This window comes from Methylobacterium nodulans ORS 2060 (assembly GCF_000022085.1).
Classification (GTDB): domain Bacteria; phylum Pseudomonadota; class Alphaproteobacteria; order Rhizobiales; family Beijerinckiaceae; genus Methylobacterium; species Methylobacterium nodulans.
Genome location: NC_011894.1, coordinates 2,542,833 through 2,565,213, shown reverse-complemented (window position 1 = coordinate 2,565,213; position 22,381 = coordinate 2,542,833). Strand labels below are relative to the sequence as shown.

The window sequence follows — 22,381 nt, the reverse complement described above, 5'->3', positions numbered from 1 at the left end:
GGCAGGTGCAACATCGAGATTAGCTCAGATGGAAGTTTTTCAATCGGAACCGGAGATCGCCGCCGCGCTTCGCGCTTCTTTGCATATATAAACAAAAACGAGGACGGCACAGCTGAAGGCAGCTGGAATGGAGTACACGGAGGGAGTCATGCTCATGATAGCCTCGGAACCTTAAGGCGAGAAGGAAGCGCATGCTGGGTCAACTCAACCGCAAAAATTTGCGCATGGAGATGACGGCACCTGATCCGCGCCCACAGCGGCAGATCAACTGACGGCGGTCGGGCAGAGGCAGCCGTCACATACGTTAGCGCATACTGAAAAAGTAATCCTCACCTCCGAGGGCACCATAAACGAAAGGCTCCTGCTTGCGACCTGTGCTTGCCATGACATCATCGTGTACTAACCCAAACATCTTTCGGATCTCAGTGTCAGGTTTTGCAATGTTCTTGATCAAGGCCGTTGCGAAAGGGCTATTTGCCTGACCATCCTGCACATCTAGTGCAACTTGGCCGTGCTTGGCTGCAAAAGCCACCAGTGTGCCACTTGTCTCTGGCTCGATCTTCGCCAAGCCGCGCCCCACTGATCGTGACGAAACTGTGCGCGTCATCTGCTGCAGGAACGGATTGTCACGACAGGCATCCAAGATCACAAGACGGAGCTTACGTGCGCCTTCGATGCTGCCCAGCACTTGATCAAGTGGAACCGCTTCGAACTGCACGGCCCGGTCCGTCTTCAGCTGGGCATCGACAGGCACAAGGTAGTTAGTGCCCCCGACTTCAATGCCGTGCCCAGCGTAATAGACCACGGCCCAATCAGCCTGGTCAGCCTCGGCCGAGAAGCTGTTCAGAGCTCGCCGCAGATCATCATAGCGGAGGTCATTTTCCAAACGAACGCTCTTGAAGCCAGCTTGACGCAAAGAGCGCGCGATAGCGCTGGCGTCTCGCGTCGGATTGTCGAGTGCGGCGACGGAGGTATACGCACCGTTGCCAATCACCAGCGCGACCCGCCTCTCGGAAAGTGGTGTGATGACCGACATCGTGGGCGGAGACACGACCGGCGAGGTCTGGACGGCTGTAACAACTACGGCGGCTGCGGTCCGGCTAGTTTGAGCTGCCTGCGCCTCGCGGCGGGCCGTGAGAAAGGCTGCATCGTCCTCAAGCTCAGGCTTCAGCCGTGCAGCCTCAGCGAAATCTGCAAGAGCCCGGTCCGGTTCCCCTCTGGCCTGGTACGTGATGCCCCGATCTTGATAAGCCTCGGCGTACTTGGGATTAAGCCGTATGGCCTCACTCAAATCAGAGATACTGTGATCAAGGTTGCCTTTAAAGCTGAAAACCGTTCCACGATGATAATATGCGTTTGCTAACCCAGGTTTAAGCAGCAACGCATGATCGTAATCCGCAATTGCGAGGTCATACGCACCCTTGCTTTGGAAGGCGAACCCGCGATTGTTGTAGGCGACTGCAGATTTGGGATCGAGTTGCAAGGCGCGATCATAATCTGCGATTGCCCGATCGTATTCACTCTTCTTCTGGAACGCAAATCCCCGATTGACAAAGGCGGTTGCGTACTTGGGGTCAATCTGCAGGGCATGATCGTAATCTGCGATTGCCAGGTCGTACTCCCCTCTGTTTTGGAAGCATAGTCCACGATTGTTGTAGGCAAGCACGTTATTGTGGTCAAGTTCGAGACCTTGATTATAATCGGAGACCGCCCGATCGCACTCACCTTTGCTGCGAAAGGCATCCCCACGATTGATGTAGGCGACTATGTATCTGGGATTAAGCTGAAGGGCTTGGTCGTAATTTGCAATCGCCCGGTCGGGCTCACCCTTATTTTGGAGGGCTAGCCCACGATTGTTGTAAGCTACTACGTATTTTGGATTGAGCTGGATGGCTTGATCATAGTTTGCAATTGCTCGATCGTACTCACCTTTGCTCCGAAAAACATCCCCACGATTGGTGTAGGCGATCGCGTACTTTGGATCGAACTGCAAGGCGAGATCATAGTCTGCAATTGCTCGATCGTATTCACCCTTGCTCTGGAAGACGAACCCGCGATTGGTGTAGGTTATCGCGGACTTGGGATTGAGCTGTAAGGCTTGATTGTAGTCTGTGATTGCTCTATCGTACTCACCTTTGCTTTGGAGGGCGAACCCACGATTGTTGTAGGCGATCGCCGACTTGGGATCGAGCCGGATGGCCTGTTCATAATCTGCAATCGCTCGATCGTACTCGCCCTTGTTCTGAAAAGCCAGCCCGCGAGTGTTGTAGGCAGTACTGTAACTTGGATTTAGACGGAGGGCTTGATTGTAGTCAGCGATCGCGACGTCATTTTCACCTTTGTTTCGAAAGGCGTCCCCGCGATTGACAAAGGCGATTACGTATTTGGGATCGAGACGCAGGGCTTGGCTGTAGTCTGCAATAGCTCGATCGTATTCACCCTTGTTCTGAAAGGCCAATCCTCGATTGTTGTAGGCTATAGCGTAATTTGGGTTAAGATGGAGGGCTTGGTCGTAGTCAACTATTGCGCGATCGTACTCACCCTTGATCCGAAAGGCATCTGCACGATTGACAACGGCAATCACGTATTTAGGTTCGAGCCGTAAGGCTTCAGTGTAATCCGAAATTGCTCGATCGTATTCGCCCATATTCTGAAAGGCGAGACCGCGATTGTTGTAAGCGATTATGGGCTTAGGATCGAACTGTAGGGCTTGATTATAGTCGGCGATCGCCCGGTTGTACTCACCTTTGCTCCGAAAAACGTCCCCACGATTGGTGTAGGCGATTGCGTATTTGGGGTCGAGACGCAGGGCTTGGCTGTAGTCTGCAATAGCTCGATCGTATTCACCCTTGCCCTGAAATGCAAATCCGCGATTATTGTATGCAAATGTGTAATTAGGATCAAGCTGCAGGGCTTGATTGTAGTCTGCAATTGCTCTGTCGTACTCTCCTTTGCCGTGAAAGGCGAACCCGCGATTGTTGTAGACGATCGGATGCTTGGGGTCCAACTGTAAAGCTCGGTTATAATCTGCGATCGCTCGCTCATAGTCGCCTTTGTGGTAGAAGGCGTCGCCGCGATTATTGTAAGCGATTACAGACCTGGGGTCGAGCCGTAAGGCTTGATTGTAGTCGGCGATCGCCCGATCGTACTCACCCTTGCTTCGGAAGGTGAACCCACGATTGACGTAAGCGGCGGTCAATTTGGGGTCGAGCCGTAAGGCTTGATTGTAGTCGGCGATCGCCCGATCGTACTCACCCTTGTTCTGAAAGCTGTACCCGCGAGTATTGTAGCCGGCCGCATCTAACGCAAGAGCTGTCGAGCTCGATTGGCCAATGAGCCCCAAGGCAAGCAGCAATGCATGTGTTTTGCGCATGGCTTCACCCTGCGACTATAGTACCTGTCGCAACTTCGCGACACGGGTAACTGTTTTAGTATAAAGGCTGAAGGGAGCGTACTGCAAACTCGGAGAGAGATTGCGGGGCTGCATCAGCATAGCTTCATTCTTTGCTCGCCTCGGCCCGGGTCCAGAGACGTTGGTTCACTCTGGCATCGCTCTGGCCTGCAACGAGGGCAGCGCAAGTCCTTGTGCCCACGTTCCGATCTGGCGCTGTCCGTGCCGATCCCATGCGCTGGCCGTGTATCGAACGTCTGGACGACGCTCGAAAGCAGTTGCTCGCCGCGGGGGCGGCGAAGTTCCCCGCGCGGGTCAGGAGCGCTGGTTCATCAAACAGTCGTCTGTGTTCAACCCCTCAAGGGTGCCGACCGAGCTCCTCCTCTTGCTCGAATGGCGGTAGCATGCTACCTCGGCTGTTGGACGACCACGCTGTGCGTGATCCGCGAGCTTCGCGTGCATCTCCGGTGTGGCCCTGGCCCGGAAGACCCGTGCGCCGCGACAGGGGGAATGCATCCTTTGTCCAGGTCCCGTCGTGGCGGCTCAGGGACGCGCCGCCATGCTCCGAAGCGATCTGACACCGCGACGCGAGAAGCCCTGCGCTTCGCCCGTGATGTCGTCACTGCCGCGGGCGCGATCGACCCGAGGGTTGAGAACTTCGACACCCCGCAGTGCCAAAGCTGCCCGCTCAGCGGGCCTGCCAGCCTCACCGCCTGCGCGATCTGCGGCCAGGGCCCGTGCCGCGAACGGCAGTAGGGGTGAGAAGAGATTGGTGCGGGTGGGCCGGTGCTGCCCCGCCGCCGATCAGTGAGAACCCTGACCGTCGCCTACTTCACCCGCATGTCCGTGAGACTACGCGGGGCATCGGATCCGAGCAATCAATCTTCCGGGGTACCCTGGACGGTTGGTCGAAGGGTCGACCACGGATCCCACCCGAGCTGCACTGTGGCTGATCCTCCGGAAGCAGCACCTTGACCAATGCTAGCCAGGCAATGATTGAGAAGCATGCATGACTGAATTGCGACTGGTGGCCGAGCAGTCGGAGCGCGATATCGCTCTGCGCCATGCGACTGAGCGCCTTGGTGGCTGCCTACGCGAGATGCTCGCCAACCTGCTCCGCATTCAGAGGGGTGCCGGGAAGCCCGAGGAGCTGGGCAACACGGTTGTCGAATGTGCCCAGGCGTTCGACGCTTATCTCGACTTGACCGGCGGTCGGCCGGGTCGTGATGTCGTTGATGCGGCGCTGAATATCTGGCGCAGTGAGAGCGGTGCTGATGAATTTGATCGCGCTCGGGATCAGTCGGTCCGCGGCGCAATGCAGATCATCGCTTCTCGCCTACTCGGTCAGCTGACCCAGGAGCGCCATGGGCAGCACGAGTTCCACCGTGGCTTGGAGCGCATGGAGGCAGTCCGCGCCAGGAACCGTGCGGCGATCCGGTATGCACCGGTTGCGGACGGGCCGGAAAATCTCGATGCCCTGTTCTGAAAAGAGGCCGAGAGGCAGGCCACGCAAGGCGGAAGGCGTAGCGAAAAGGCCGACGCTGACGGTCCGCCTGCGTCCCACCATTCGAGAGGCTGTCGAGGCTCGCGCGCAGGCGAATGCGCACTCGCTCAGCGAAGAGGTCGAGCACCTGCTGGAGGCGGCCATCGCAGGGGAGGGCATGACCAGTCTCCTTCAGCAGCTAGCGTCAGAGGTGTCGCGCGCTGTGGCGTTGCTGGAGGAACGAGGCAAGGGAGAGCCCTGACTGACGCCCTGTCCCGCCTCTTCCTGACGAAGCGTCAGGGCCCCTGGAGGGTCGAAATCGATACGGGTGGGCGGGGCCCCGCCTGTTCCTAGCGCTGACCCCGAAATTCGAGGTACGCACCCATGGCCGACGGCGTCTCGGCAAGGCAGCTGGCGAAGGTCCTCGGCGTGACCGAGGGCGCGGTGCGGAAGGCGCTCAAGGCCAACCGGATCAAGCGCTTGCCGAATGGCCTGATTGATCCCGAGGCAGTCCGCGAGGCGTGGCAGGGCTCAACCGATCCGGCGCGTACCAAGGTGCGTACCGAGCCGCAGACGGTGCGCACCCGCGGTACGCACCCCCGCGCGGAGGTGCGCACCCCGGCCGAGGCTCGCGAGGCGGTCAGCCTGATCGCCCGGGTGCTGGCCGAGGAGGGGGTGGAGGATGCGGACGGCGGCATCGACTTCGGCAAGGCCCGCACCGCCGAGCTGATCCTGAAGGCCCGCCAGCGCAGCCTTGACCAGGCCGAGCAGCAGGGCCGCCTCATCGAGCGGACCGCGGCCGAGGCCGCGTTTTTCGACGCGGCGCGCGAGAACCGCGATGCGTGGCTGGCTTGGCCGGCTCGCATCGCGATCGAGGCCGCGGACGAGATCCAAGTCGATCCGCGGACAGGCAAGGTCGATTCTCGCTCTCTGGTGGCCGTGCTCGACGCTCAGGTGCGTCGCCACCTCGCCGAGATGGGCGAGGCCGAGCTGCCTCACTGGAGGTCCGTCTGACGAGTGCTGACAAGATCCTGTCGGGATTAGTAGCCGGTCACTCGCCGAACTCAGATCTGATGAAGGCGAGGACCCTCAGTGCCGCGAGAAGTTCGATGGCGCTCTCGCTCGACAGCCCTGTCTGCTCCCGCCCGTCCACGCGGACGGGCTCACCCGTGCCGACGACATAGACGCCCCAGCCCTCACGTGCCCTCCGCACGGTGTACCCGCGGTGCGGCATGGCGTTCCTCCGGCCCCACGCTCTCCTGGCTTGAGGGAGGCCCCCGGGACAAGAGCCTGCTCCGAGCGCGCACAGAAGAATAGCGCTGCCACTGCTCCGGCCTCGGTGCAACTCTGCCGCGCCGCGCCGTCGAACGCCCGATCAACTCTAAAACATGATTTTGCGCTCACAAATCTGTCCAGCCGGGCGAATACCCAAGCTTCATCAAAGCGCGAATTCCCTGCACGCCCAGCGCATGGGCTGAGCCAATCAGGACTGATTCTATGATTGTACGTGCGAAAACGCACGCCATGGTGCATTCAACCGCACCCACGTGCAGCGATTTCTAGCCATACAGAGCAACCTGTGAGACCCTTATCGCTAGTTGCTGATGTCGAGGTGCTCCATGGCGACTGCATTCGATAATCTCGCGCCGAGAGTCATGCGAGAGCTGATCTCCGACTTCGACCTGACGGTCGAGCAAGCAGCCGGAATCCTCGGCAACCTGGGAGCGGAAAGTGGCCTGCGAGCCATCCAGGAGCTGCGCCCAGCCATTCGTGGCAGCCGTGGCGGTTTTGGCTGGGCGCAATGGACGGGCGCGCGCCGTGTAGCCTTCGAGCGCTGGGCTCGTGCCCGCGGCTTCGATCTCACCAGTTACGAGGCGAACTACGGCTACATGAGAGCCGAGCTGACCGACGCAATCCCGGATCTTAAATTCAGCCACGCCATCACGCAGCTCAAGAAGACGACGACGGTCCGAGCTGCCGTAGAAACATTCGAAGCGCATTACGAGAAAGCCGGCATCAAAAGGATTGAGGCCCGACTCAACTTCGCCCAGCGGGCAATCGCGCTCTACTCCGCAAGCCATGCGTCCGACCTTGCCAAGGAGACACCTGCCATGCCGAATCCGTCGCTCCCCGATACAGCGGCAAAGCCCTGGTACCAGTCTAAGGCTGTCATCGGCGGCATCATGGCTATCGCGCTCCCCCTGCTTAGCGCCGCCTTTCCGGCCCTCAAACTCGTTGATCCGAATTCGGCAGCGGACTTCGTATTGAAGGCGATCCAGATCATCGGCCCGGTCGTGGGCGGCGGGCTGGCGATCTTCGGACGCGTGCAAGCCGTACAGCCGATCGCCGGGTCGAAGGCCGCCGGCATCGTCGCCGATATGCAAGCTGGGCGACAGGCTGCCAAAACGGCAGACTTGGACGACGAGGGGCCCCGCATTATGAGCATGCCGCTCGAAGCGGTGCTGGCCGAACTGCCCATCGTGATTGATGCGTTGAACCAACTCCGGCGGGCTGCCGCTCCGGGTCCTGTCGAGGTGACAGTCGCGCCGCCTCATGGAATTGCCGAGACCGTACCTCTAAGATCAGATGCCGCTTAGTCGAACCCAGGATTCAGCTTAATACATTGAGATCTTCTGTACTCTTATCAGGCAAGGTTCCGCTACTATTCATCAGAATGGCGCTGGACAGATGGGCTAATCTGAACAGCGCCAAACTCAAGCTCTTCCGAAGCGGCATGCCGAAGGACGATGGCTCTTCGGAACGTCGGCGCTGGAATTCTAAAATGCCAGCGCCGATCTGTTGCGCCTTACTTGGCAGCTGCAGGTTTGACCTTGCGGGCCCGCTTGGCCTTCGCAGGCGCCGTCACGATGGCATCAGGCGCGGCGGCCTTGGCGGCCGCCTTCACTGCCTCCTGGCGCTTCTGACCAAGCCCGATGCTCTTGGCGAGCTCCGAACGCTGGGCCGCGTAGCTTTCGGCCACCATCGGGTACGTGACGGGTAGGCCGAACTTCGCCCGGTAGTCCTCCGGCGTCATGCCGTGCTTGGTGAGGTGCCGCTTCAGGCTCTTGTACGGCTTGCCGTCGATGAAGCTGATCATGTGGTCCGGCGTGATAGACTTCCTGATCTGGGCCGGGGTCGCCTTAGGTGCCTCCTCTACGGCCGGAGCGGCCGGCTTCCCCAGAGCGCCGAGCGCTGCATGGACGCTCTGGATCAGGGCCGGCAGTTCGGATGCAGGTACGTTGTTGTTCGAGATGTAGGCCGAAACGATGTCGGTGGCGAGTTCTACGGAGTTGGTGGAGACGGAGTCGGTCATTTTGTTGCTCCTATGCGACCAGCTTCCCCCTGAGCTTGATGAACCAGCCTGTCAACACCACGATCGCGGAATCACACGCGATTTGTGAGCGGATACCCTTGAGTATGCACCAGACATTTCGCGCGATGCTCACGAAACCATCCGGAAACGAGGTCTCCTGAGTTTCGAGGATACCCCACTGCGACCCTGAGGACGGCCGTGAGTGGCATCGTCCCTGGGCCTTGCAAATCAGATGCCCGACGGCATCAGGATGTTGATGGAGGAGCAGCCTGATCTAGTTTTGGCCTACCCGGGCGGCACGGGGACGGCAAACATGTTGGAGTTGGCGAGGGCGGCCGGTGCGAGGGCGCGTGTCCTCTCGTGACGGTCACGGCCAGTCCGCGGGGCCCTGACATCGTCGCCATGGCGATCGTCAATGTTGCCTTCCGCGACGCGTATCGCGAGTTGAGCCCAGCAGAGAGGGCCACCATCTTGGTTCAAATCCAGGATGCAGTGCATCACGGTTTTACCAATCCAAAGGACATCGCCATATGCGCGCTGGAGCGTGCCGGCTATGCGCCTCGGTATGTGGTGCGTGGCGAAATTGGTCTGATCACGATCCGCGACGACGGTCGGTAGCGGCCGAGCGGATGCACAGCGGTGGACCGGCTGGAAAGCATCAGCTGGCGCTCTCACTACACGGTCGAGGTGTCCGCCAGCTCCGGCCCGCAGGCCGGACGCGCGGCATGCGCGCGGACGGGAGCGGCCGCGTCTCGGCTGGCGGGCGCTCATCCTCTCGGCGCCCGCTTGTGCGCCGAGCGCGAGCGGCCACAACGCGCGGTCAACTTCCACACATCCGACATCTTCTGGGTTTTGGCTTGCTTAAGGACTGCTCGAGGGAGGTCCGTGATGGACGTGAGCGGGAACCTGCAGGTACCGACGCAGCCGTCAGTCTCGCTGAAGGGCTTGGTCCTCACCCTGGCCGGCGTGGTGGTCGGCGGTCCGGGCTACTACTGGTCCTACATGCACCACTCGACAGCCGGAACGGTCGTGGGCGTTATCGGCGTCGCGCTGTGCATCCTCGGCACCGCCAAGGCGGAAGGGCCGGTGCACCGGTAGGGATCACCTCGCCGGCCGGAGAGAAACAACTACTGGCGCGGGATGTAGGCGGCTTGAGAGAGCGCGGGCGTTGCTTCGGCCTTGGAAGGTAGCTGAACGCTCTTACGCTCGAGATGAACGTGCAGCACGGCCAGGCTGATGAACGCGACGAGTGCTGCTGTCTTCAGGAAGCCCAGAACCAGGTCTGCCATGTGAAGGCTCCGGTCGCTATGGCAGGGCGAGCCACTCTTACATCAAGAGCAAGTCGCTGCTAGGGTTCCGCGGCGCGTCGGAAGCAGGTCGTCTCCCGGCGCCTTCTCTCAGAGCCAATTGCCGCCAATTGCGGCCGCGATCAGCGCCCTCATCTGCACGAGGGCCGCCGAGCCGAGCGTCAGGCTGCGCTTGCGCGCGGCCTGTCGCGATCGGAAGGAGCTGTGCACTTACTCGGACGCGGCGGCCTTGGGCTTGCGGGTCCGCTTGGCCGATGCCTTCACCGTTGGATCAGGAGCACCCGCCCTGGCAGCGGCCTTGCGGGCCTCGGCAGCTTCCGGCGGCGCTGACCAAGACCAGCGGGCCTGTGGGAGCTCGGAGCGGGCCTTCGCGTAGCTCTCAGCCACCATCGGATACGTCACAGGCAGCCCGAGAAGCGGCGTTGGCTTCGACGCGAAATCAGGAGGGACGAGGAGAGCATGACGCCGGACCAGCACACCATCCTGTCGTTTCTCGCCGAGCGCGTTGCTTCGCACGCCTCCATCGAGCGCATCGCTGTCTTCGGCAGCACCGCCCGGGCCGACCTCGGTCCGCTGAGTGACGTCGATGTCTATATCATCTGGTCCAATCTCGACGGCAGCGACGGGAGCCTGATCTCCGACTTCGTACAGGTGCAGACCGCGTGGCAGGATTGGGCGGAAGAGCTGGGGCGCCTCGTTGAGCGGCCCGTATCAACCCACAATAGTCATCCTTGCGATCCGCCGGACGATGCGTGGCCCGCGATCGAGAGGGGGCTCGCGAGCCCGACGGCGCAGATCGGCAAGGTGATCCTGATACCGACGCCCGCGAAATGACGCCTAGAAGCATAGAGCTCAGGCGCGCAATGCTCGCAGGCAGCCGCCCGCTACTTCGCCTGAGCCTCAACCCGCGTCGCCGGCGCGACCTGCAGCGCTCCTGCCAGCCGGTAACGCGCATCCCGGTCCATCGCCACCATCGCGGCCGCGGCGACGAGGGTGCTGATGATGAAGCTAACGACAGCAAAACGAAGGGTGTGCAAGGGCGGCGTCCTGGTTCGCGCCGCTGTAGCGCCCCGCCGTGTCTTGAGCTGCTGTTTGCATGCCACACTCTGCCGCCAAGAGCATGGCTTATCGCGGGACCGGCAGCCCTCCGCCGAAAAAGTCCTGCGCAGCGAAGACGATGCCGATCACAGCAATCACCGCGCCGAGCAGCACGAGGAGCGCCGAGGCGAGCGACAGGCTACGAGTGGGCGCAACTTGTCGCCTTCGTGAGAAGGGGCTCTTCACGCTACTCCGCGGCGGGCTTACGCGGCCGCTTGGTCTTCGCAGGCGCCTTCACGATGGCATCAGGCGTGGCGGCCTTGGCGGCCGCCTTCGCCGCCTCCTGACGCTTCTGGCCAAGCCCAATGCTCTTTGCGAGCTCCGAACGCTGGGTCGCGTAGGTCTCGGCCACCATCGGGTACGTCACCGGGAGCCCGAACTTCGTGCGGTAGTCCTCCGGCGTCATGCCGTGCTTGGTGAGGTGCCGCTTCAGGCTCTTGTACGGCTTGCCGTCGATGAAGCTGATCAGGTGGTCCGGCGTGATCGACTTCCTGATCTGGGCCGGGCTCGCCTTGGGGGTCTCCTCTACGGCCGGCGCGGGCGGGTTCGTGAGGTTGCTGAGCGTCTCATAGACGGCCTTGATCAGCTCCGGCAGGCTCGCGGCTGGCACCGGGTTGTTCGAGACGTAAGCCGAGATGATGTCACTGGCGAGTTCTACGGAGTTGGTGGAGACGGAGTCTGTCATCTTGTTGTTCCTATGCGAACAGTTCCCCCCTGATCCTGATAGGTTGCCCTGTCAATACCGTAGATACGGACTCACAGGAGATTTGCAGACGGAACGATCCTGACAGCAATATGAGAAACTCCGAAGCGCCCGATCGCCGTCGCTGCGTTCGATTGTTATCGCGCGTATTCAGCGGGTCAGGCCGACGTGCGCCGCAGCACAGTTGTGGCGCGGGAAGGCATTCATCATCCGGGCTACTATCACGGCAAGTGTCTGTATGAGGGGGCATTCCGGATCTGCGCTGCTGAAGTTGGCGACCGCAGTTTGGCGGAGGCATGATCCGGCACACCTGGAGATGTCGATGCGCAGGTGGCTGAAAACGGTGTGGTGCACCCTCGCGCACGGCGCCGATCGCCAGGAGTGGCCTCTCAACCACGGCTGGCAGTGTCACTGCAGGCGCTGCGGGCGCGACTGGATCGAATGGGACTGACCGGCGCAGGGAGATGAGAATAGACGAACAGCGCACCAAGCTGGCGGTCGATCGGCTTAACCAGATCCAGCATGCTGCCAAGCAGTTGCAGCACGACTTCGGCCAGGTGTGGCATCAGCCGCGCATGCCGCACCGCAAAGCATCCTGCCCCGGCGGGCTGGTGCGCCTCCACATCTCACGATGCCGCTCGCTAACCGGAGGAGCGTAGCACAGGCGCGTTCCGCGCGCCTGTGCTTTGTTATTTCGTATTGCTGACTTCGTTGTCGCGGCGAACGGATTCGACTTCTGCTCCGCTCCCGTCGACATCAATGATGCGTGCCATGTCGGCCGAGTGACGGATCAATCCGGCCTTTGCGAACTCCACTGTATCCTGCAGAGGGCCAGCGTGTGGAGTTGACCCTTTTTCCTCGCCTTCATAATATATGACGCGATATACCATGTTCACCGACCTAGATGTTCAAAAGGACAACAGCGCCTCAAATACTTACGTAAGCCGCAATCCGAATCAAGTGCCTCACCGCCGGCTCTTCAGTCGCTCCGTCACGGTCTCCACGCCGGCCTGCACCGCCTCGCAGATCGGCGCGGACAACTCCTCGGCCGACTCGAGCTCCGACCACTTCACCCGCCGCAGGTCGCTGTAGCTCTGGCCTGTACGGGGCGACACGCCGGTCACCGTCACGTCGATGCCCAGCACGGTGAGCGCCAGGCCCACGTCCATATTGCGATCGGCCCCGATCTCCGCTGCGTCGAGAGCGAGCCGCCGCAGCAGCTCCGGAATGCCCGCAGGATCCGCCATCGTCACGCCCCCTGGCATCCGCGTCACGCCGCCTGTCACGCCCCGTCACGGGGCGAATCGCAGCGCGTCGTAGCCCCGAATCCCGACCCACCCCGAAAACCTGTCAAGCAAAGAACACTGTTCACGGGCCGATCCGCGTTCCAAATCGGTGTAACGGGTTTTGGTGCATTTCTCCCTTCGAGAGCGTGGGGTCACGAATAGGGCACAACCCTCTGATCCCACACACGAAAACAACGTTCACGGGCGTTACAAAATTTTGTAACGGGTTTTGGCCCGTTTTTCAGCGCACGGCACTTGCCGCCCGACACGAAATCGGGCTCTGTCCCGCCCGAGGTACGGCTCGCCTTGCGCGGAGACGCCAACGCCTCCCCTCCAGCCCCGACGAGATGCACGGCTGCCGGATCGCCTCGATCGCGACCCCCTCAAGGGGCGCGAGCGAGCGAGGCGATCACCCGCGACATCAGCCGGTGCGCCTCCTCTCCCCTCGGTGCCCCTGATGAAGATCAACCCGCTGAACCAGCGTGTGAGCGAACGCGGGCCGATGACCCTCCCGGCTGGTGAGCGTGTCAAACCCCGAATCCCAGTCGAGCACTCCGCGCGCGATGACCGATTCGAGAATCTCACCGGCCGCTTCTCCACCCGGCTTCCGAAGGCCCCGTCCGCGCGAGCCTGATCCCTCCACCCCTCGCGGCCTTCATCAGCTGGGATCACGCGCATGGGATGCCGGTGTGCCGAGCGGCGGGCGGCTGTCACCGCCGCCGCTCACGCCGTCCTGCAAGGCGACATGCAGGCCGCCCGCAGAGAGGCTGGCGTCATCACCCGCACCGCCGTCGAGGATATGGCAAGGGTTATCAGACTGGCCCGGGCTGGACGCAAGACGATTGAAGACAAGACCATGATGGTGTCGGTCAATCGAAGTCAAGCCTCATGAAAAAAGATAGATAAAAGTGCGATTTATCGATGTCGAGGGGTTGACTTTAAGAACTTAAGGGACCGTAGCAAGTAGAGAGGGGGTTGCGGCCGAAAAGGGCGCGCCTCCCGCCCGTTTCTGCGCTCCCGCAGTTTCAGGTTGGAGTGGATGGCCGATACCCCCGAGCAGCCCTTCACCCCCGTCGTCGGCGATGACGGGCGGATGGATTTCGAGGTCGGGCTCACGACCCTCTGCCTCTGGGCGGACTGCTCCGACGAGACGATCCTGAAGCTCGCCCGCGCCAGCGTGATCAAGCGATACGGCAAGGGCCGGTACCGACTGCGCGAGGCCCTGGTGGCGCGACTGCGGTACCTGCAGGACGAGCAGCGGCGGGCCACGAAGTCGGCCGGCGAGAGCCGGTTGAAGGACAAGCGGGCCGAGGAGATCGACATGCGCCTCGAGGAGCGCTCCGGCGCGCTCATCAACGAGGCGCGAGCCGAGGCGCTCGCCATCGTGGACGAATTCGCCGGGCCACTCCGGGCGGACCTCATGAGCATCCCCGCGCGGGTGACGAAGGACCTCGCGCTTCGCCGGCAGATCGAGACGCACATCGATGACGCTTTCGGAGCGGCTGCGAAGCGAGCTGCAGACACGGCCGGCGGCGCTGGCCCGGCTGGCGAAGCTGTGGGAGCCAAGGCCGCAGACAAGCCCCGACGCGTGGGCACGCGCAAACCGCGTGTATCCCCTCAGCGCCGGCGTACCCGGTTCTCGTGACCCTGGGCTAACCCCTTACATCATCCCGTTCGAGCGGTTCTTCGAGGATCCGCGCTACGAGGTCTGCGCGCTCATCACGGGCACTCAGTCGAGCAAAACGGACGGGATCCTCGACGTCATCGGCTGGCGGCTCGACACTCGGCCGCGCCCGCAGCTCTACGTGGGCCCCTCGAAGGATTTCGTCTCCGAGCAGTTCGAGCCCCGGCTCATGAAGCTGTTCGACGAGGCCGAGCGGCTCGCTGGCCTCGTCGCTCGCGGCAAGCGGAACAAGAAGACCCGGAAGACGGTCAACGGCGTGTCGGTGCGCCTGGCCTGGGCCGGCTCGGCGACCTCGCTGGCCTCGGATCAGGCCGGCGACGTCTACATCGACGAGTACGACAAGATGCTCCGCGGCGTGCGGGGCGAGGGAGATCCCTTCACCCTCGCCAAGGCGCGCGCGGACACCTATGCGGACCGCAAGATTGCGGTCACCTCGACCCCGAAGCGTGGTCGGGTCGAGACCGAGCGCTGCGAGCGCTCGGGCCTCGAATTCTGGAAGGTGGCGGACCCCTCCGTCCTCGACAGCCCGATCTGGGTGAAGTGGCAGAGCGGCACCCGCCACCATTGGGCGTGGCGCTGCCCGTCCTGCTCGGAATGGTTCATCCCGCGGCTCAAGGACCTGAAGGCCCCCAAGGACGCGACGCCCGCGCAAGCGCGCCGCGAGACGTTCCTCTGCTGCCCGGTGCACGGCTGCGTCATCACCGAGGAGTTGAAGCCCGAGATGAATGCGCGTGGCGTGTTCGTCGCGCCCGGGCAGACAATCCGGCCGGACGGTGCGGTCGAGGGTGAGGCTCCCGATTCCACGGTCCTGTCGCTGTGGGTCTCGGGCCTCGCCTCGCCCTTCGTGACTTGGGGCGAGCGGGTCGAGGAGTTGATGCTCGCCCGCCTGACCAGCGACCACGAGGCGATCCAGGGCTCTGTCAACAAGGCTGGCGAGGTCTACGCCGAAGCGCCGATGAACGCGCCGAAGGCGGAATCGGTGCGGGCGAAGATCGTGCCCTACCGGCTGGGCGAGGTGCCGCGTGAGGTGATGCGCCTCGTCGCCGGCATCGACGTCCAGAGGCGCTCGATCTACTACGTGGTGCGCGGCTTCGGCGCCCGCGGCGCCTCCTGGCTGATTGAGGCCGAGGAGCTGCTTGGCCCGACCGATGGCGAGGAGATCTGGGACGACCTCGCGGACGCACTCACGAGTGCCTACGGGGGCCTCCACATCGAGAAGGCGCTGATCGATTCCGGCTTCAGGCCTGACAAGCCCGACGCCGGCGACGTCCACAAGGTCTACGAGTTCTGCCGGCGCTACGACTGGCTGGTCAGCCCGACGAAGGGCAGGGCGACCCGGACGCAGCCGCTGACGGTGAAGAAGCATGAGGTCGACGCAAAGGGCAGGGCGGCGCGCTTCAGCGTGGACCTGGCGACCCTCGACTCGGACTTCTTCAAGAGCCTCGTCACCTCGCGGCTCCTGACGCCGATCGGCCGGCCGGGCTCGCTCCACGTGCCCTCCGACGTGCCGGCCCGGTACTGTCAGCAGCTCGTCTCGGAGGTCCGGGAGATCGTCGCCGGCAAGCCAGTCTGGACGCCGATCTCGGCCGAGAACCACTTCCTCGACTGCGAGGCACTCGCGGCTGCGGCCGGCTACCTGCTGAACGTGCAGCGCATCCCGGAAGGCGTCATGCGGGACTGGGACGACACTGCGCCCCCGCCGCTGCCGGCGGCGGGGAGCGCACCACAGGTGCCCTTCGAGGAGCCCCCGAAGCCGGTTCCGGAGGTTCCAGCGCCCGCCGGACCGCCCCAGGCCGTGGTGGCCCAGAAGTCCCTCCGCGAGACGCTCGCGGCTCGCATGGCAGCCCGCGCGGCGCGCCTCAACGGCAGGTGATGCGGATGGTGTCGGTTGTGCCTCGGATCCGGCAGGGCTCGATGCCGAGCGGCGTGCCGGCCGTCTCCGGCAGCCGGCCACAGCCGCGAGCATCCGTACCGTCGTGGGCGTCCGGCTACATGCGAGGCGGCCATGGACCCTTGTTTCGCGGCTGGAACCCGCCAGTGCGCGACGCCTCCGATGAGGTCCAGCAGGCGTGGTGGCGGGCAGCGGGCCGCGCCAACGACATCATCCACAACAGCGGGTGGGTCGCTGGCGCCGTTGACCAGGCAGTGGCCAACACCGTCGGCACCGGCCTGCGCCTCTCGGCGCTGCCCGACGCCGTCGCCCTCGGTCTCACCGAGGGCGAGGCCAGCAAGCTTGGTCGGCTGATCGAGCAGCGCTTCGAACTATGGGCACGGAACCCCTACGAGTGCGATATCGAGTGCCGTCGCAGCTTCGGGCAGTTGCAGGCGGCCGCGTTCCGCGGCTGGTTCGCGCCCGGTGAGATCGTCTCCGAAACAGCGTGGAAGACCCGACCTGGAGGACAGTACGGCACCAAGGTGCGGCTCATTCCGCCCCACCGCCTATCACAGCGGTCGGAGTACCCTCGCCTCGTCCAAGGCGTGCGCATGGATCAGGACTGGGCGCCCCAATCCTACATCTTCTGGCGCCGCCAGGGCCTCTCCGACGTCGAGATCGAGGTCAGGGCGCGCGAGGCCGGCGGGCGGGTGCGCATCGGTCATGTCTTCGACGGCGTCGCGGGTCAGTACCGGGGTATCTCGCCCCTGGTGCCGGCGCTCCAGGTCGCTCGCCAGTTCGACCAGCTCGCGGACGCAACGCTGACCGCCGCGCTGATCCGCGCAGTCTTCGCGGCGACCGTGAAGTCGAACGAGCCGACCGAGGAGGTGCTCAAAGGGCTCCTCACCCCCCAGGAACAGGCGCGGATGCACAGCGAAGGCCTGACGGCCTTCGATTGCTGGGCGTCGATGCAGGATGGCTGGTACAAGGGCACGACGATCGACCTTGGGGAGAAGGGTCGCTTCGCGCACCTCTTTCCCGGCCAAGAGCTCACGTTCCATTCAGCGCAAGGATCCGCGTCCGACTACAAGGACCAAGCGCTGTTTCTGCTTCGCGAACTCCTCCGCTGCCTTGGCCTGACCTACGAGAGCGGGACCGGCGACTACACGAACGCGACCTACTCGTCGGTCAGAATGGCGACGGGTGAGATCTTCCAGATCACTCTCTACCGCCGCCGGAACATCGTCGCGCCCTTCTGCCAGCCCCATTACGAGGGCTGGCTCGAGGAGGAGATCGAGAGCGGCGCGATCCCGTTCCCAGGTGGGATCGACGGCTTCATGGCCAACCGCACCGCCGCCTGCCGCGCTGAGTGGCGTGGCTCGCCGAAGCCCCAGGCCGACGATCTCAAGACCGCCAAGGCCCATGAGACCTACCGCAACATGGGCGTTATGACCGACGAGATGATCGCCAACGACCTCGGCGTCGACATCGAGGACGTCTACCGGCAGCGCGCCCGCGAGCGAGACATGCGGGAGGAGTACGGCCTGCCCGAGAATGGCGCCGGTACCGTGCCCGACACCGTCTCCGACAAGCTCGTCACGCAAAAGGACGATTGAGCATGGCCGACGCGGTCGACTGGACCGATCCGTGCGCCCGCGCGACCGCGCTGCGCACGGCCTACTTTGGCCTCCTCAGCGGTCAGCACGAGCAGCGCATCCGCTTCCGCAACGGCGACGTCGACGAGGACGTCTGGTTCACCGCTCCCAAGATCGACCTTCTGCGCACCGAACTCGCGGATGCGGAGGCGCAGTGCGCCGCGAGGTCGCTGGGCAAGCCCCGGCGGTTCGCGTTCACCGCGGGCTGATCGGCCCGACCGAGAGGCCCCATGCAGTACCATCGCGTCGCCGGCCGGTTCTACAACCGGGCGCTCCTGCTCGCGCCCTCCGCGGCCGAGACGATCTCGGTCTTCCTGCTCTCGCGCATGGCCGCTGGCCCGGCCGCCCTCGGCAACGTGGGCGGCGTCGAGCACGATGCCGGCGAGAGCGTGCAGCTCTTCCGCAGCCAGGAGCGGGCGGACGGCTCGATCGAGGCCCACACGCCGCGGGCGAGCCGCTTCTACGGCGAGTACCCGATGGCAGAGGACGGCACCCGCCGGCCTCTGCCGTTCCGGCGCACAGCCGACGGCGTCGCGATCATCACCATGGTCGGCGAGCTCGTGAATCGCGGCGCCTGGGTCGGCGCCTCGTCGGGCCTGATCTCCTACGAGGGGTTCGCCTACCAGATGCGGATGGCCGCGGCGGACCTGCGGACGAAGAGCATCCTGCTCGACCTGGAGAGCCCGGGCGGGGAGGCGGTCGGCGCCTTCGAGGCGGCCGAGGTCGTGCGCCAGGTCGCGGCCCAGAAGCCTGTCACGGCGCTGGTGAATGGCATGGCGGCCTCGGCCGCCTACGCCATTGCCTCGGCGGCAAACCGCATCGTGACCATCCCGACCGGGATCTCGGGTTCGATCGGAGTCGTGCTCTGCCACCTCGACTTCTCGGAGTGGCTGAAGGCGGAGGGTCTGAAGCCGACCCTGATCTTCGCCGGCGACCACAAGGTCGACGCCAACCCCTACGAGCCACTCCCCGACGACGTCCGCGCCAACCTGCAGGCCGAGGTCGAGGGCTTCTACGGGAAGTTCGTCGAGACGGTCGCCAAGGGGCGCACCAATCTCGACGAGACGAAGATCCGGGGCACACAGGCCCGCTGCTTCATGGGCGAGGAGGCGGTCGCAGCCGGCCTCGTCGACGCGGTCGGCACCTTAGAGGAGGTGCTCGCCGATCTCTCCGCCGCGCCCGCCGGGCGCTCCACCCAGTCGCGATCGAATGGAGCTTCCATGAGCGACGACAAGACCGTGCCCGGCGCCACCGCTTCGGGCTTCACCCAGGCCGACCTCGACAAGGCGCGAACCGAAGGTCACGCCGCAGGCCTCGCCGAAGGCACCAGGGCCGGCGCCACCGCCGAACGCGAGCGCATCTCGGCGATCCTTGGCTGCGACGAGGCGAAGGGCCGCGAGGCGAGTGCCCGCCACCTCGCGCTCACCACCGACATGACGCCCGACGCCGCGAAGGGCGCGCTCGCCGGCCTCACCAAGAGCGGCAGCCTCGCCGATCGGATGTCCGCCCGCGAGCCGCTGGTGCTCGACCCCGAGGCCACCACCTCGCCCGAGCCGAAGAAGGCCGTGATCGACACCGATGCGATCTACGCCGCCCGCCGTCCGAAGGACGTCTGAATCGCTTCCGCGCGCCTGCTGCCCGCCACCCCTGATCTTGAGGTCCAGCGATGTTCCCCACCTATCCGACGTTCACCGAGGGTCGGCACACCGCCGAATTCCTCAAGTCCGAGGCCGAAGGCTACCGCTCGCGCGAGAACATTACCGTCGCGTCCGGCTCTGGCGTCCTGATGCCTGGCACCGTGCTGGGACGGATCACCTCGGGTGCCGCAACGGCTGCGGCGAAGGCGGGGAATGCCGGCAACGGCACCATCTCGGCCGTGACCACCGGCACCAACGTCCAGCCGGGCGTCTACCGGGTCGAGTTCACGGCGGCGACGAAGTTCGTCGTCGTCGACCCTGATGGCGAGGAGGTCGGGCAGGGCAGCACGGGTGTCGCTTTCGCGGGGCCGCTCGGCTTCACCATCACGGCGGGCGGGACCCCGTTCGCCAGCGGTGATGGTTTTGACATCACGATCGCGGCCGGATCGGGCAAGTACGTGCCCACCGATCTCGCGGCCGTGAACGGCAGCGCCCAGGCCGCGGCGGTCCTCTACCACCGCGTGGATGCCACCTCCGTCGATGTCCTGGCGGCCGCCATTGCGCGCGACGCCGAGGTCTACGGCGCCCGCCTCGTCTACCACGCTTCGGTCGATCAGCCGGGCGAGGTGGCCGCCAAGGTCGCCGAGCTAAAAGCCCTCGGCATCATCGTCCGCTGACGCGCATCCCGCTCGCCAGTCCCCTCTATCCGGCCGCCTGACGGGCGGCCTTCTGCGTTTCAGAGGACCCCCGTCCATGTTGAACATCTTCGAGAATGACGCCTTCTCGGTCGTTTCGATGACCGCCAAGGTGAACAAGCAGCCCTTCGTGCCCGGCCAGATCGGCGCGACGGGCATCTTCCAGGAAGAGGGCGTCACCACCACGACCGTCATGGTCGAGGAGATGAACGGCACCCTCGCCCTTGTCGCACCGACGCCGCGTGGCGGAGTCGGCGAAACGACAGATAATGAGAAGCGCAAGGTGCGCGCCTTCCCGGTGCCGCACTATCAGCGCGACGACAGCGTGATGGCGGACGAGGTGCAGGGCGTCCGCGCGTTCGGTGCCGAGGGGCAGGCTTCTCAGGTCGAGACCGTCGAGCGTCTCGTCGAGAGCAAGATGGGCAAGCACACGCGCGCTCTCGACGTCACGCTCGAGCACCAGCGGGTCGGTTGCCTCAAGGGACTCATCACCGACAAGTACGGGAACACGATGTTCGACCTGTACCAGATGTATGGGCTGACGCGTCCCGACCCGATCGAGTTCCACCTCGACATCGCCACCACCGACGTCCGCATGGTCTGCTTCGACGTAATTGATCAGGTCGAAGCGGCGCTCGACGGCATGATGATGTCGGGGCTGCACGCCTTCTGCGGCAACGGGTTCTGGAAGAAGCTGCTCGCCCACAAGACGGTGCGTGAGACTTACCTTAACACGATCCAGGCAGCCGAGCTGCGCGGCAACGCGCACGTCTTCCGCTTCGAGTTCGGCGGCATCACCTTCGAGCGCTACCGGACCGGAACGCAGGCCACCGCCTCGGCCAACGGCCCGTTCTTCGGGTCGGAGGAGGTGCGCTTCATCCCGGTCGGCGTCCAGGACCTCTTCATCACCCGCTTCGCGCCGGCGGACTACGAGGAGACGGTTAACACGATCGGACTGCCGCGCTACGCGCGCCAGTGGCGCAAGGAGAACGGTAAAGGTCGGAACATGGAGGTGCAGATGAACGCCATCAGCATCTGCACCCGGCCAGAGGCGCTGCTCTCCGGCGTCAGCACCAACAACTGATCGGCGGCCATGTCCAGGACCGCGCAGCGCCGCGCCCGCGTGGCGGCCGCGGTCGATCGCCAGTGGGGCGAGAGCTTCCGGCTCTCGCCCCGCATGGCGCCTGCTGGGGATCGCTCGGCGCGCCACGTCCCGGATCCCTCCCGCCTCGCCTTTGATTTCCTCGGCCGGTTCTCCGGTTCGGCCGAGGACGTCCGGGCGCGGGACCGGAACGTGTCCCTCAACATGACGCGCCCGATGGTCTCCGCCATGCCCCGGGTGACGGTTGCCAAGGCGAACCTGCTCAAGGAGGTGCGCGAGGGTGACCTCCTCGAGCGCCGGGAGACCGGCGAGCGCTTCGTTGTCGGTCAGGTCCTCGACGGCCGCTTCGACCGCGCCGTCTTGCAATTGAGGCCCGCCTGATGAGCCTGAAGCGCACGGCAGCCCGCCTCGCGATGTACCAGGGAATGCTCGCGGATCCTGTATTCCAGACGATTTGCCAGGACTGCATCTGGGACAGCCGCATCGGCAACTTCAACGCGCGCGAGCCCCATCCCGTCGTTATCCTGACCACCGAGGATTCGAGGGGGCGCGCGTGGAACCCCCAGAACGGCGGACCGCCCTTCGACGACAGCGCCGGCCTCACCTTCGAGATCGCGCTGCGTACGGTCGAGTTCGACGAGGCCGGCGAGTTCCTGGGCTATGGGACGCCTGTCACCGACCGAGAGGCCGAGGCGATCCTCGACGTGCTGGAGGATCGCATCCTCTGGCTTGCTGGGTCGAGCGCCGGCCGCCTCGTGCGCAAGGTCATCCGTCGGGTTACCGGCTATGAGAGCGAGCGCTTCGCGACCGAAGACATCGGCGAGAAGCTCGCGATCCGGTTGCTGACCGTACACGTCGAACTGATCGGAGACGAGGCGGCGTCGGTGTGGGACGCCCGGCCTGGGGAGTTCCGCGCCCTGCCGGATCCGCTGCGCACCGTCTGCGAAGCCATGCCCATCGGCTCCTCGGGCTACCAGACCTGCGCGCTGATCGCCGGGAAGTACCCGCCCGTTGCAGGTCAGCCTGCGCCGCGCCCGTTGACCGTCGGGATGACGATCGCGCCCCAGCCGCTCGTTGAGGGCGAGCCGGTGATTCCGCCCGAGCAGAATCCCCCCTCAACCTCGATCATCGTGCCGCTCGACCAAGGCTGACCC

25 protein-coding genes are annotated in these 22,381 nt (G+C 64.2%); 16 read left to right on the top strand and 9 right to left on the bottom strand.

Features of this window, described 5'->3' with window-relative positions:
• Positions 1 to 304: 304 nt before the first annotated feature.
• Positions 305 to 3,373: a tetratricopeptide repeat protein gene (locus tag MNOD_RS11885; protein ID WP_015929130.1), complete on the bottom strand. Its 3,069-nt coding sequence runs from the start codon at positions 3,371 to 3,373 to the stop codon at positions 305 to 307.
• A gap of 1,027 nt (positions 3,374 to 4,400) precedes the next feature.
• Between MNOD_RS11885 and MNOD_RS11880 the strand changes: the two genes are divergently transcribed.
• Positions 4,401 to 4,877, top strand: a complete 477-nt coding sequence (locus tag MNOD_RS11880) for a hypothetical protein (RefSeq protein ID WP_015929129.1) — start codon at positions 4,401 to 4,403, stop codon at positions 4,875 to 4,877.
• A gap of 381 nt (positions 4,878 to 5,258) precedes the next feature.
• Positions 5,259 to 5,888 (top strand): hypothetical protein, encoded by a 630-nt coding sequence (locus MNOD_RS41360; protein ID WP_015929127.1) that lies wholly within the window; start codon positions 5,259 to 5,261, stop codon positions 5,886 to 5,888.
• 37 nt (positions 5,889 to 5,925) lie between these two features.
• On the opposite strand, the gene MNOD_RS11865 is transcribed toward MNOD_RS41360, so the two are convergent.
• Positions 5,926 to 6,108 carry a hypothetical protein gene (locus MNOD_RS11865; RefSeq protein ID WP_015929126.1) on the bottom strand — a complete coding sequence of 61 codons (183 nt, stop codon included), beginning with the start codon at positions 6,106 to 6,108 and terminating at the stop codon, positions 5,926 to 5,928.
• 385 nt (positions 6,109 to 6,493) lie between these two features.
• On the opposite strand from MNOD_RS11865, the gene MNOD_RS47995 reads away from it, so the two are divergent.
• Positions 6,494 to 7,471 carry a phage tail tip lysozyme gene (locus tag MNOD_RS47995; RefSeq protein ID WP_015929125.1) on the top strand — a complete coding sequence of 326 codons (978 nt, stop codon included), beginning with the start codon at positions 6,494 to 6,496 and terminating at the stop codon, positions 7,469 to 7,471.
• Between the two features lie 209 nt (positions 7,472 to 7,680).
• Here MNOD_RS47995 and MNOD_RS11855 read toward each other — a convergent pair whose 3' ends face one another.
• The gene (locus MNOD_RS11855) at positions 7,681 to 8,187 is read right to left on the bottom strand and encodes a Ros/MucR family transcriptional regulator (protein ID WP_015929124.1); all 507 of its coding nucleotides are present in this window, start codon (positions 8,185 to 8,187) and stop codon (positions 7,681 to 7,683) included.
• 402 nt (positions 8,188 to 8,589) lie between these two features.
• On the opposite strand from MNOD_RS11855, the gene MNOD_RS11850 reads away from it, so the two are divergent.
• Together MNOD_RS11850 and MNOD_RS11845 are read left to right on the top strand one after the other, a co-directional pair.
• Positions 8,590 to 8,805 carry a hypothetical protein gene (locus MNOD_RS11850; RefSeq protein WP_157091437.1) on the top strand — a complete coding sequence of 72 codons (216 nt, stop codon included), beginning with the start codon at positions 8,590 to 8,592 and terminating at the stop codon, positions 8,803 to 8,805.
• Positions 8,806 to 9,075: 270 nt separating this feature from the next.
• Positions 9,076 to 9,285: a hypothetical protein gene (locus tag MNOD_RS11845; RefSeq protein ID WP_015929122.1), complete on the top strand. Its 210-nt coding sequence runs from the start codon at positions 9,076 to 9,078 to the stop codon at positions 9,283 to 9,285.
• A 29-nt stretch (positions 9,286 to 9,314) separates the two neighbouring features.
• Here the strand turns inward: MNOD_RS11845 and MNOD_RS46385 are convergent, their stop codons facing one another.
• Positions 9,315 to 9,476 (bottom strand): hypothetical protein, encoded by a 162-nt coding sequence (locus MNOD_RS46385; protein WP_015929121.1) that lies wholly within the window; start codon positions 9,474 to 9,476, stop codon positions 9,315 to 9,317.
• A gap of 477 nt (positions 9,477 to 9,953) precedes the next feature.
• Between MNOD_RS46385 and MNOD_RS11840 the strand changes: the two genes are divergently transcribed.
• A complete protein-coding gene (locus MNOD_RS11840; protein ID WP_015929120.1) occupies positions 9,954 to 10,328 on the top strand; it encodes a nucleotidyltransferase domain-containing protein in 375 nt (124 codons plus the stop codon).
• Between the two features lie 50 nt (positions 10,329 to 10,378).
• Here the strand turns inward: MNOD_RS11840 and MNOD_RS46380 are convergent, their stop codons facing one another.
• The 5 genes from MNOD_RS46380 to MNOD_RS11830 all read right to left on the bottom strand — a co-directional run bounded on the left by MNOD_RS46380 (position 10,379) and on the right by MNOD_RS11830 (position 12,542).
• Positions 10,379 to 10,531, bottom strand: coding sequence for a hypothetical protein (locus MNOD_RS46380; protein ID WP_015929119.1), 153 nt, complete (start codon positions 10,529 to 10,531; stop codon positions 10,379 to 10,381).
• 88 nt (positions 10,532 to 10,619) lie between these two features.
• The gene (locus MNOD_RS46375; protein WP_157091436.1) at positions 10,620 to 10,778 is read right to left on the bottom strand and encodes a hypothetical protein; all 159 of its coding nucleotides are present in this window, start codon (positions 10,776 to 10,778) and stop codon (positions 10,620 to 10,622) included.
• A 1-nt stretch (position 10,779) separates the two neighbouring features.
• Positions 10,780 to 11,277 carry a Ros/MucR family transcriptional regulator gene (locus MNOD_RS11835; RefSeq protein ID WP_015929118.1) on the bottom strand — a complete coding sequence of 166 codons (498 nt, stop codon included), beginning with the start codon at positions 11,275 to 11,277 and terminating at the stop codon, positions 10,780 to 10,782.
• 407 nt (positions 11,278 to 11,684) lie between these two features.
• The gene (locus MNOD_RS46370) at positions 11,685 to 11,879 is read right to left on the bottom strand and encodes a hypothetical protein (RefSeq protein ID WP_157091435.1); all 195 of its coding nucleotides are present in this window, start codon (positions 11,877 to 11,879) and stop codon (positions 11,685 to 11,687) included.
• Positions 11,880 to 12,260: 381 nt separating this feature from the next.
• Positions 12,261 to 12,542, bottom strand: a complete 282-nt coding sequence (locus MNOD_RS11830) for a hypothetical protein (RefSeq protein WP_157091434.1) — start codon at positions 12,540 to 12,542, stop codon at positions 12,261 to 12,263.
• Between the two features lie 784 nt (positions 12,543 to 13,326).
• Between MNOD_RS11830 and MNOD_RS11825 the strand changes: the two genes are divergently transcribed.
• The 10 genes from MNOD_RS11825 to MNOD_RS11780 all read left to right on the top strand — a co-directional run bounded on the left by MNOD_RS11825 (position 13,327) and on the right by MNOD_RS11780 (position 22,378).
• The gene (locus MNOD_RS11825; RefSeq protein ID WP_157091433.1) at positions 13,327 to 13,473 is read left to right on the top strand and encodes a hypothetical protein; all 147 of its coding nucleotides are present in this window, start codon (positions 13,327 to 13,329) and stop codon (positions 13,471 to 13,473) included.
• A gap of 147 nt (positions 13,474 to 13,620) precedes the next feature.
• Positions 13,621 to 14,226, top strand: coding sequence for a hypothetical protein (locus MNOD_RS48950; protein ID WP_015929114.1), 606 nt, complete (start codon positions 13,621 to 13,623; stop codon positions 14,224 to 14,226).
• Positions 14,189 to 16,138, top strand: coding sequence for a terminase gpA endonuclease subunit (locus tag MNOD_RS11815; RefSeq protein ID WP_244424713.1), 1,950 nt, complete (start codon positions 14,189 to 14,191; stop codon positions 16,136 to 16,138). Before MNOD_RS48950 ends, MNOD_RS11815 begins: the two co-directional genes overlap by 38 nt.
• A gap of 164 nt (positions 16,139 to 16,302) precedes the next feature.
• Complete coding sequence (locus MNOD_RS11810) at positions 16,303 to 17,754, top strand: phage portal protein (RefSeq protein WP_244424712.1); 1,452 nt, start codon at positions 16,303 to 16,305, stop codon at positions 17,752 to 17,754.
• A gap of 2 nt (positions 17,755 to 17,756) precedes the next feature.
• Positions 17,757 to 18,002, top strand: coding sequence for a hypothetical protein (locus MNOD_RS11805; RefSeq protein ID WP_015929111.1), 246 nt, complete (start codon positions 17,757 to 17,759; stop codon positions 18,000 to 18,002).
• A gap of 21 nt (positions 18,003 to 18,023) precedes the next feature.
• Positions 18,024 to 19,409, top strand: a complete 1,386-nt coding sequence (locus MNOD_RS11800) for a S49 family peptidase (RefSeq protein WP_015929110.1) — start codon at positions 18,024 to 18,026, stop codon at positions 19,407 to 19,409.
• Between the two features lie 50 nt (positions 19,410 to 19,459).
• Positions 19,460 to 20,107 (top strand): head decoration protein, encoded by a 648-nt coding sequence (locus MNOD_RS11795; RefSeq protein ID WP_015929109.1) that lies wholly within the window; start codon positions 19,460 to 19,462, stop codon positions 20,105 to 20,107.
• A 76-nt stretch (positions 20,108 to 20,183) separates the two neighbouring features.
• Positions 20,184 to 21,209, top strand: coding sequence for a major capsid protein (locus tag MNOD_RS11790; protein ID WP_015929108.1), 1,026 nt, complete (start codon positions 20,184 to 20,186; stop codon positions 21,207 to 21,209).
• Positions 21,210 to 21,218: 9 nt separating this feature from the next.
• Positions 21,219 to 21,608: a hypothetical protein gene (locus MNOD_RS11785; protein WP_015929107.1), complete on the top strand. Its 390-nt coding sequence runs from the start codon at positions 21,219 to 21,221 to the stop codon at positions 21,606 to 21,608.
• The gene (locus MNOD_RS11780; protein ID WP_015929106.1) at positions 21,608 to 22,378 is read left to right on the top strand and encodes a hypothetical protein; all 771 of its coding nucleotides are present in this window, start codon (positions 21,608 to 21,610) and stop codon (positions 22,376 to 22,378) included. The genes MNOD_RS11785 and MNOD_RS11780 overlap by 1 nt, the downstream gene beginning before the upstream one ends.
• Positions 22,379 to 22,381 lie beyond the last annotated feature (3 nt).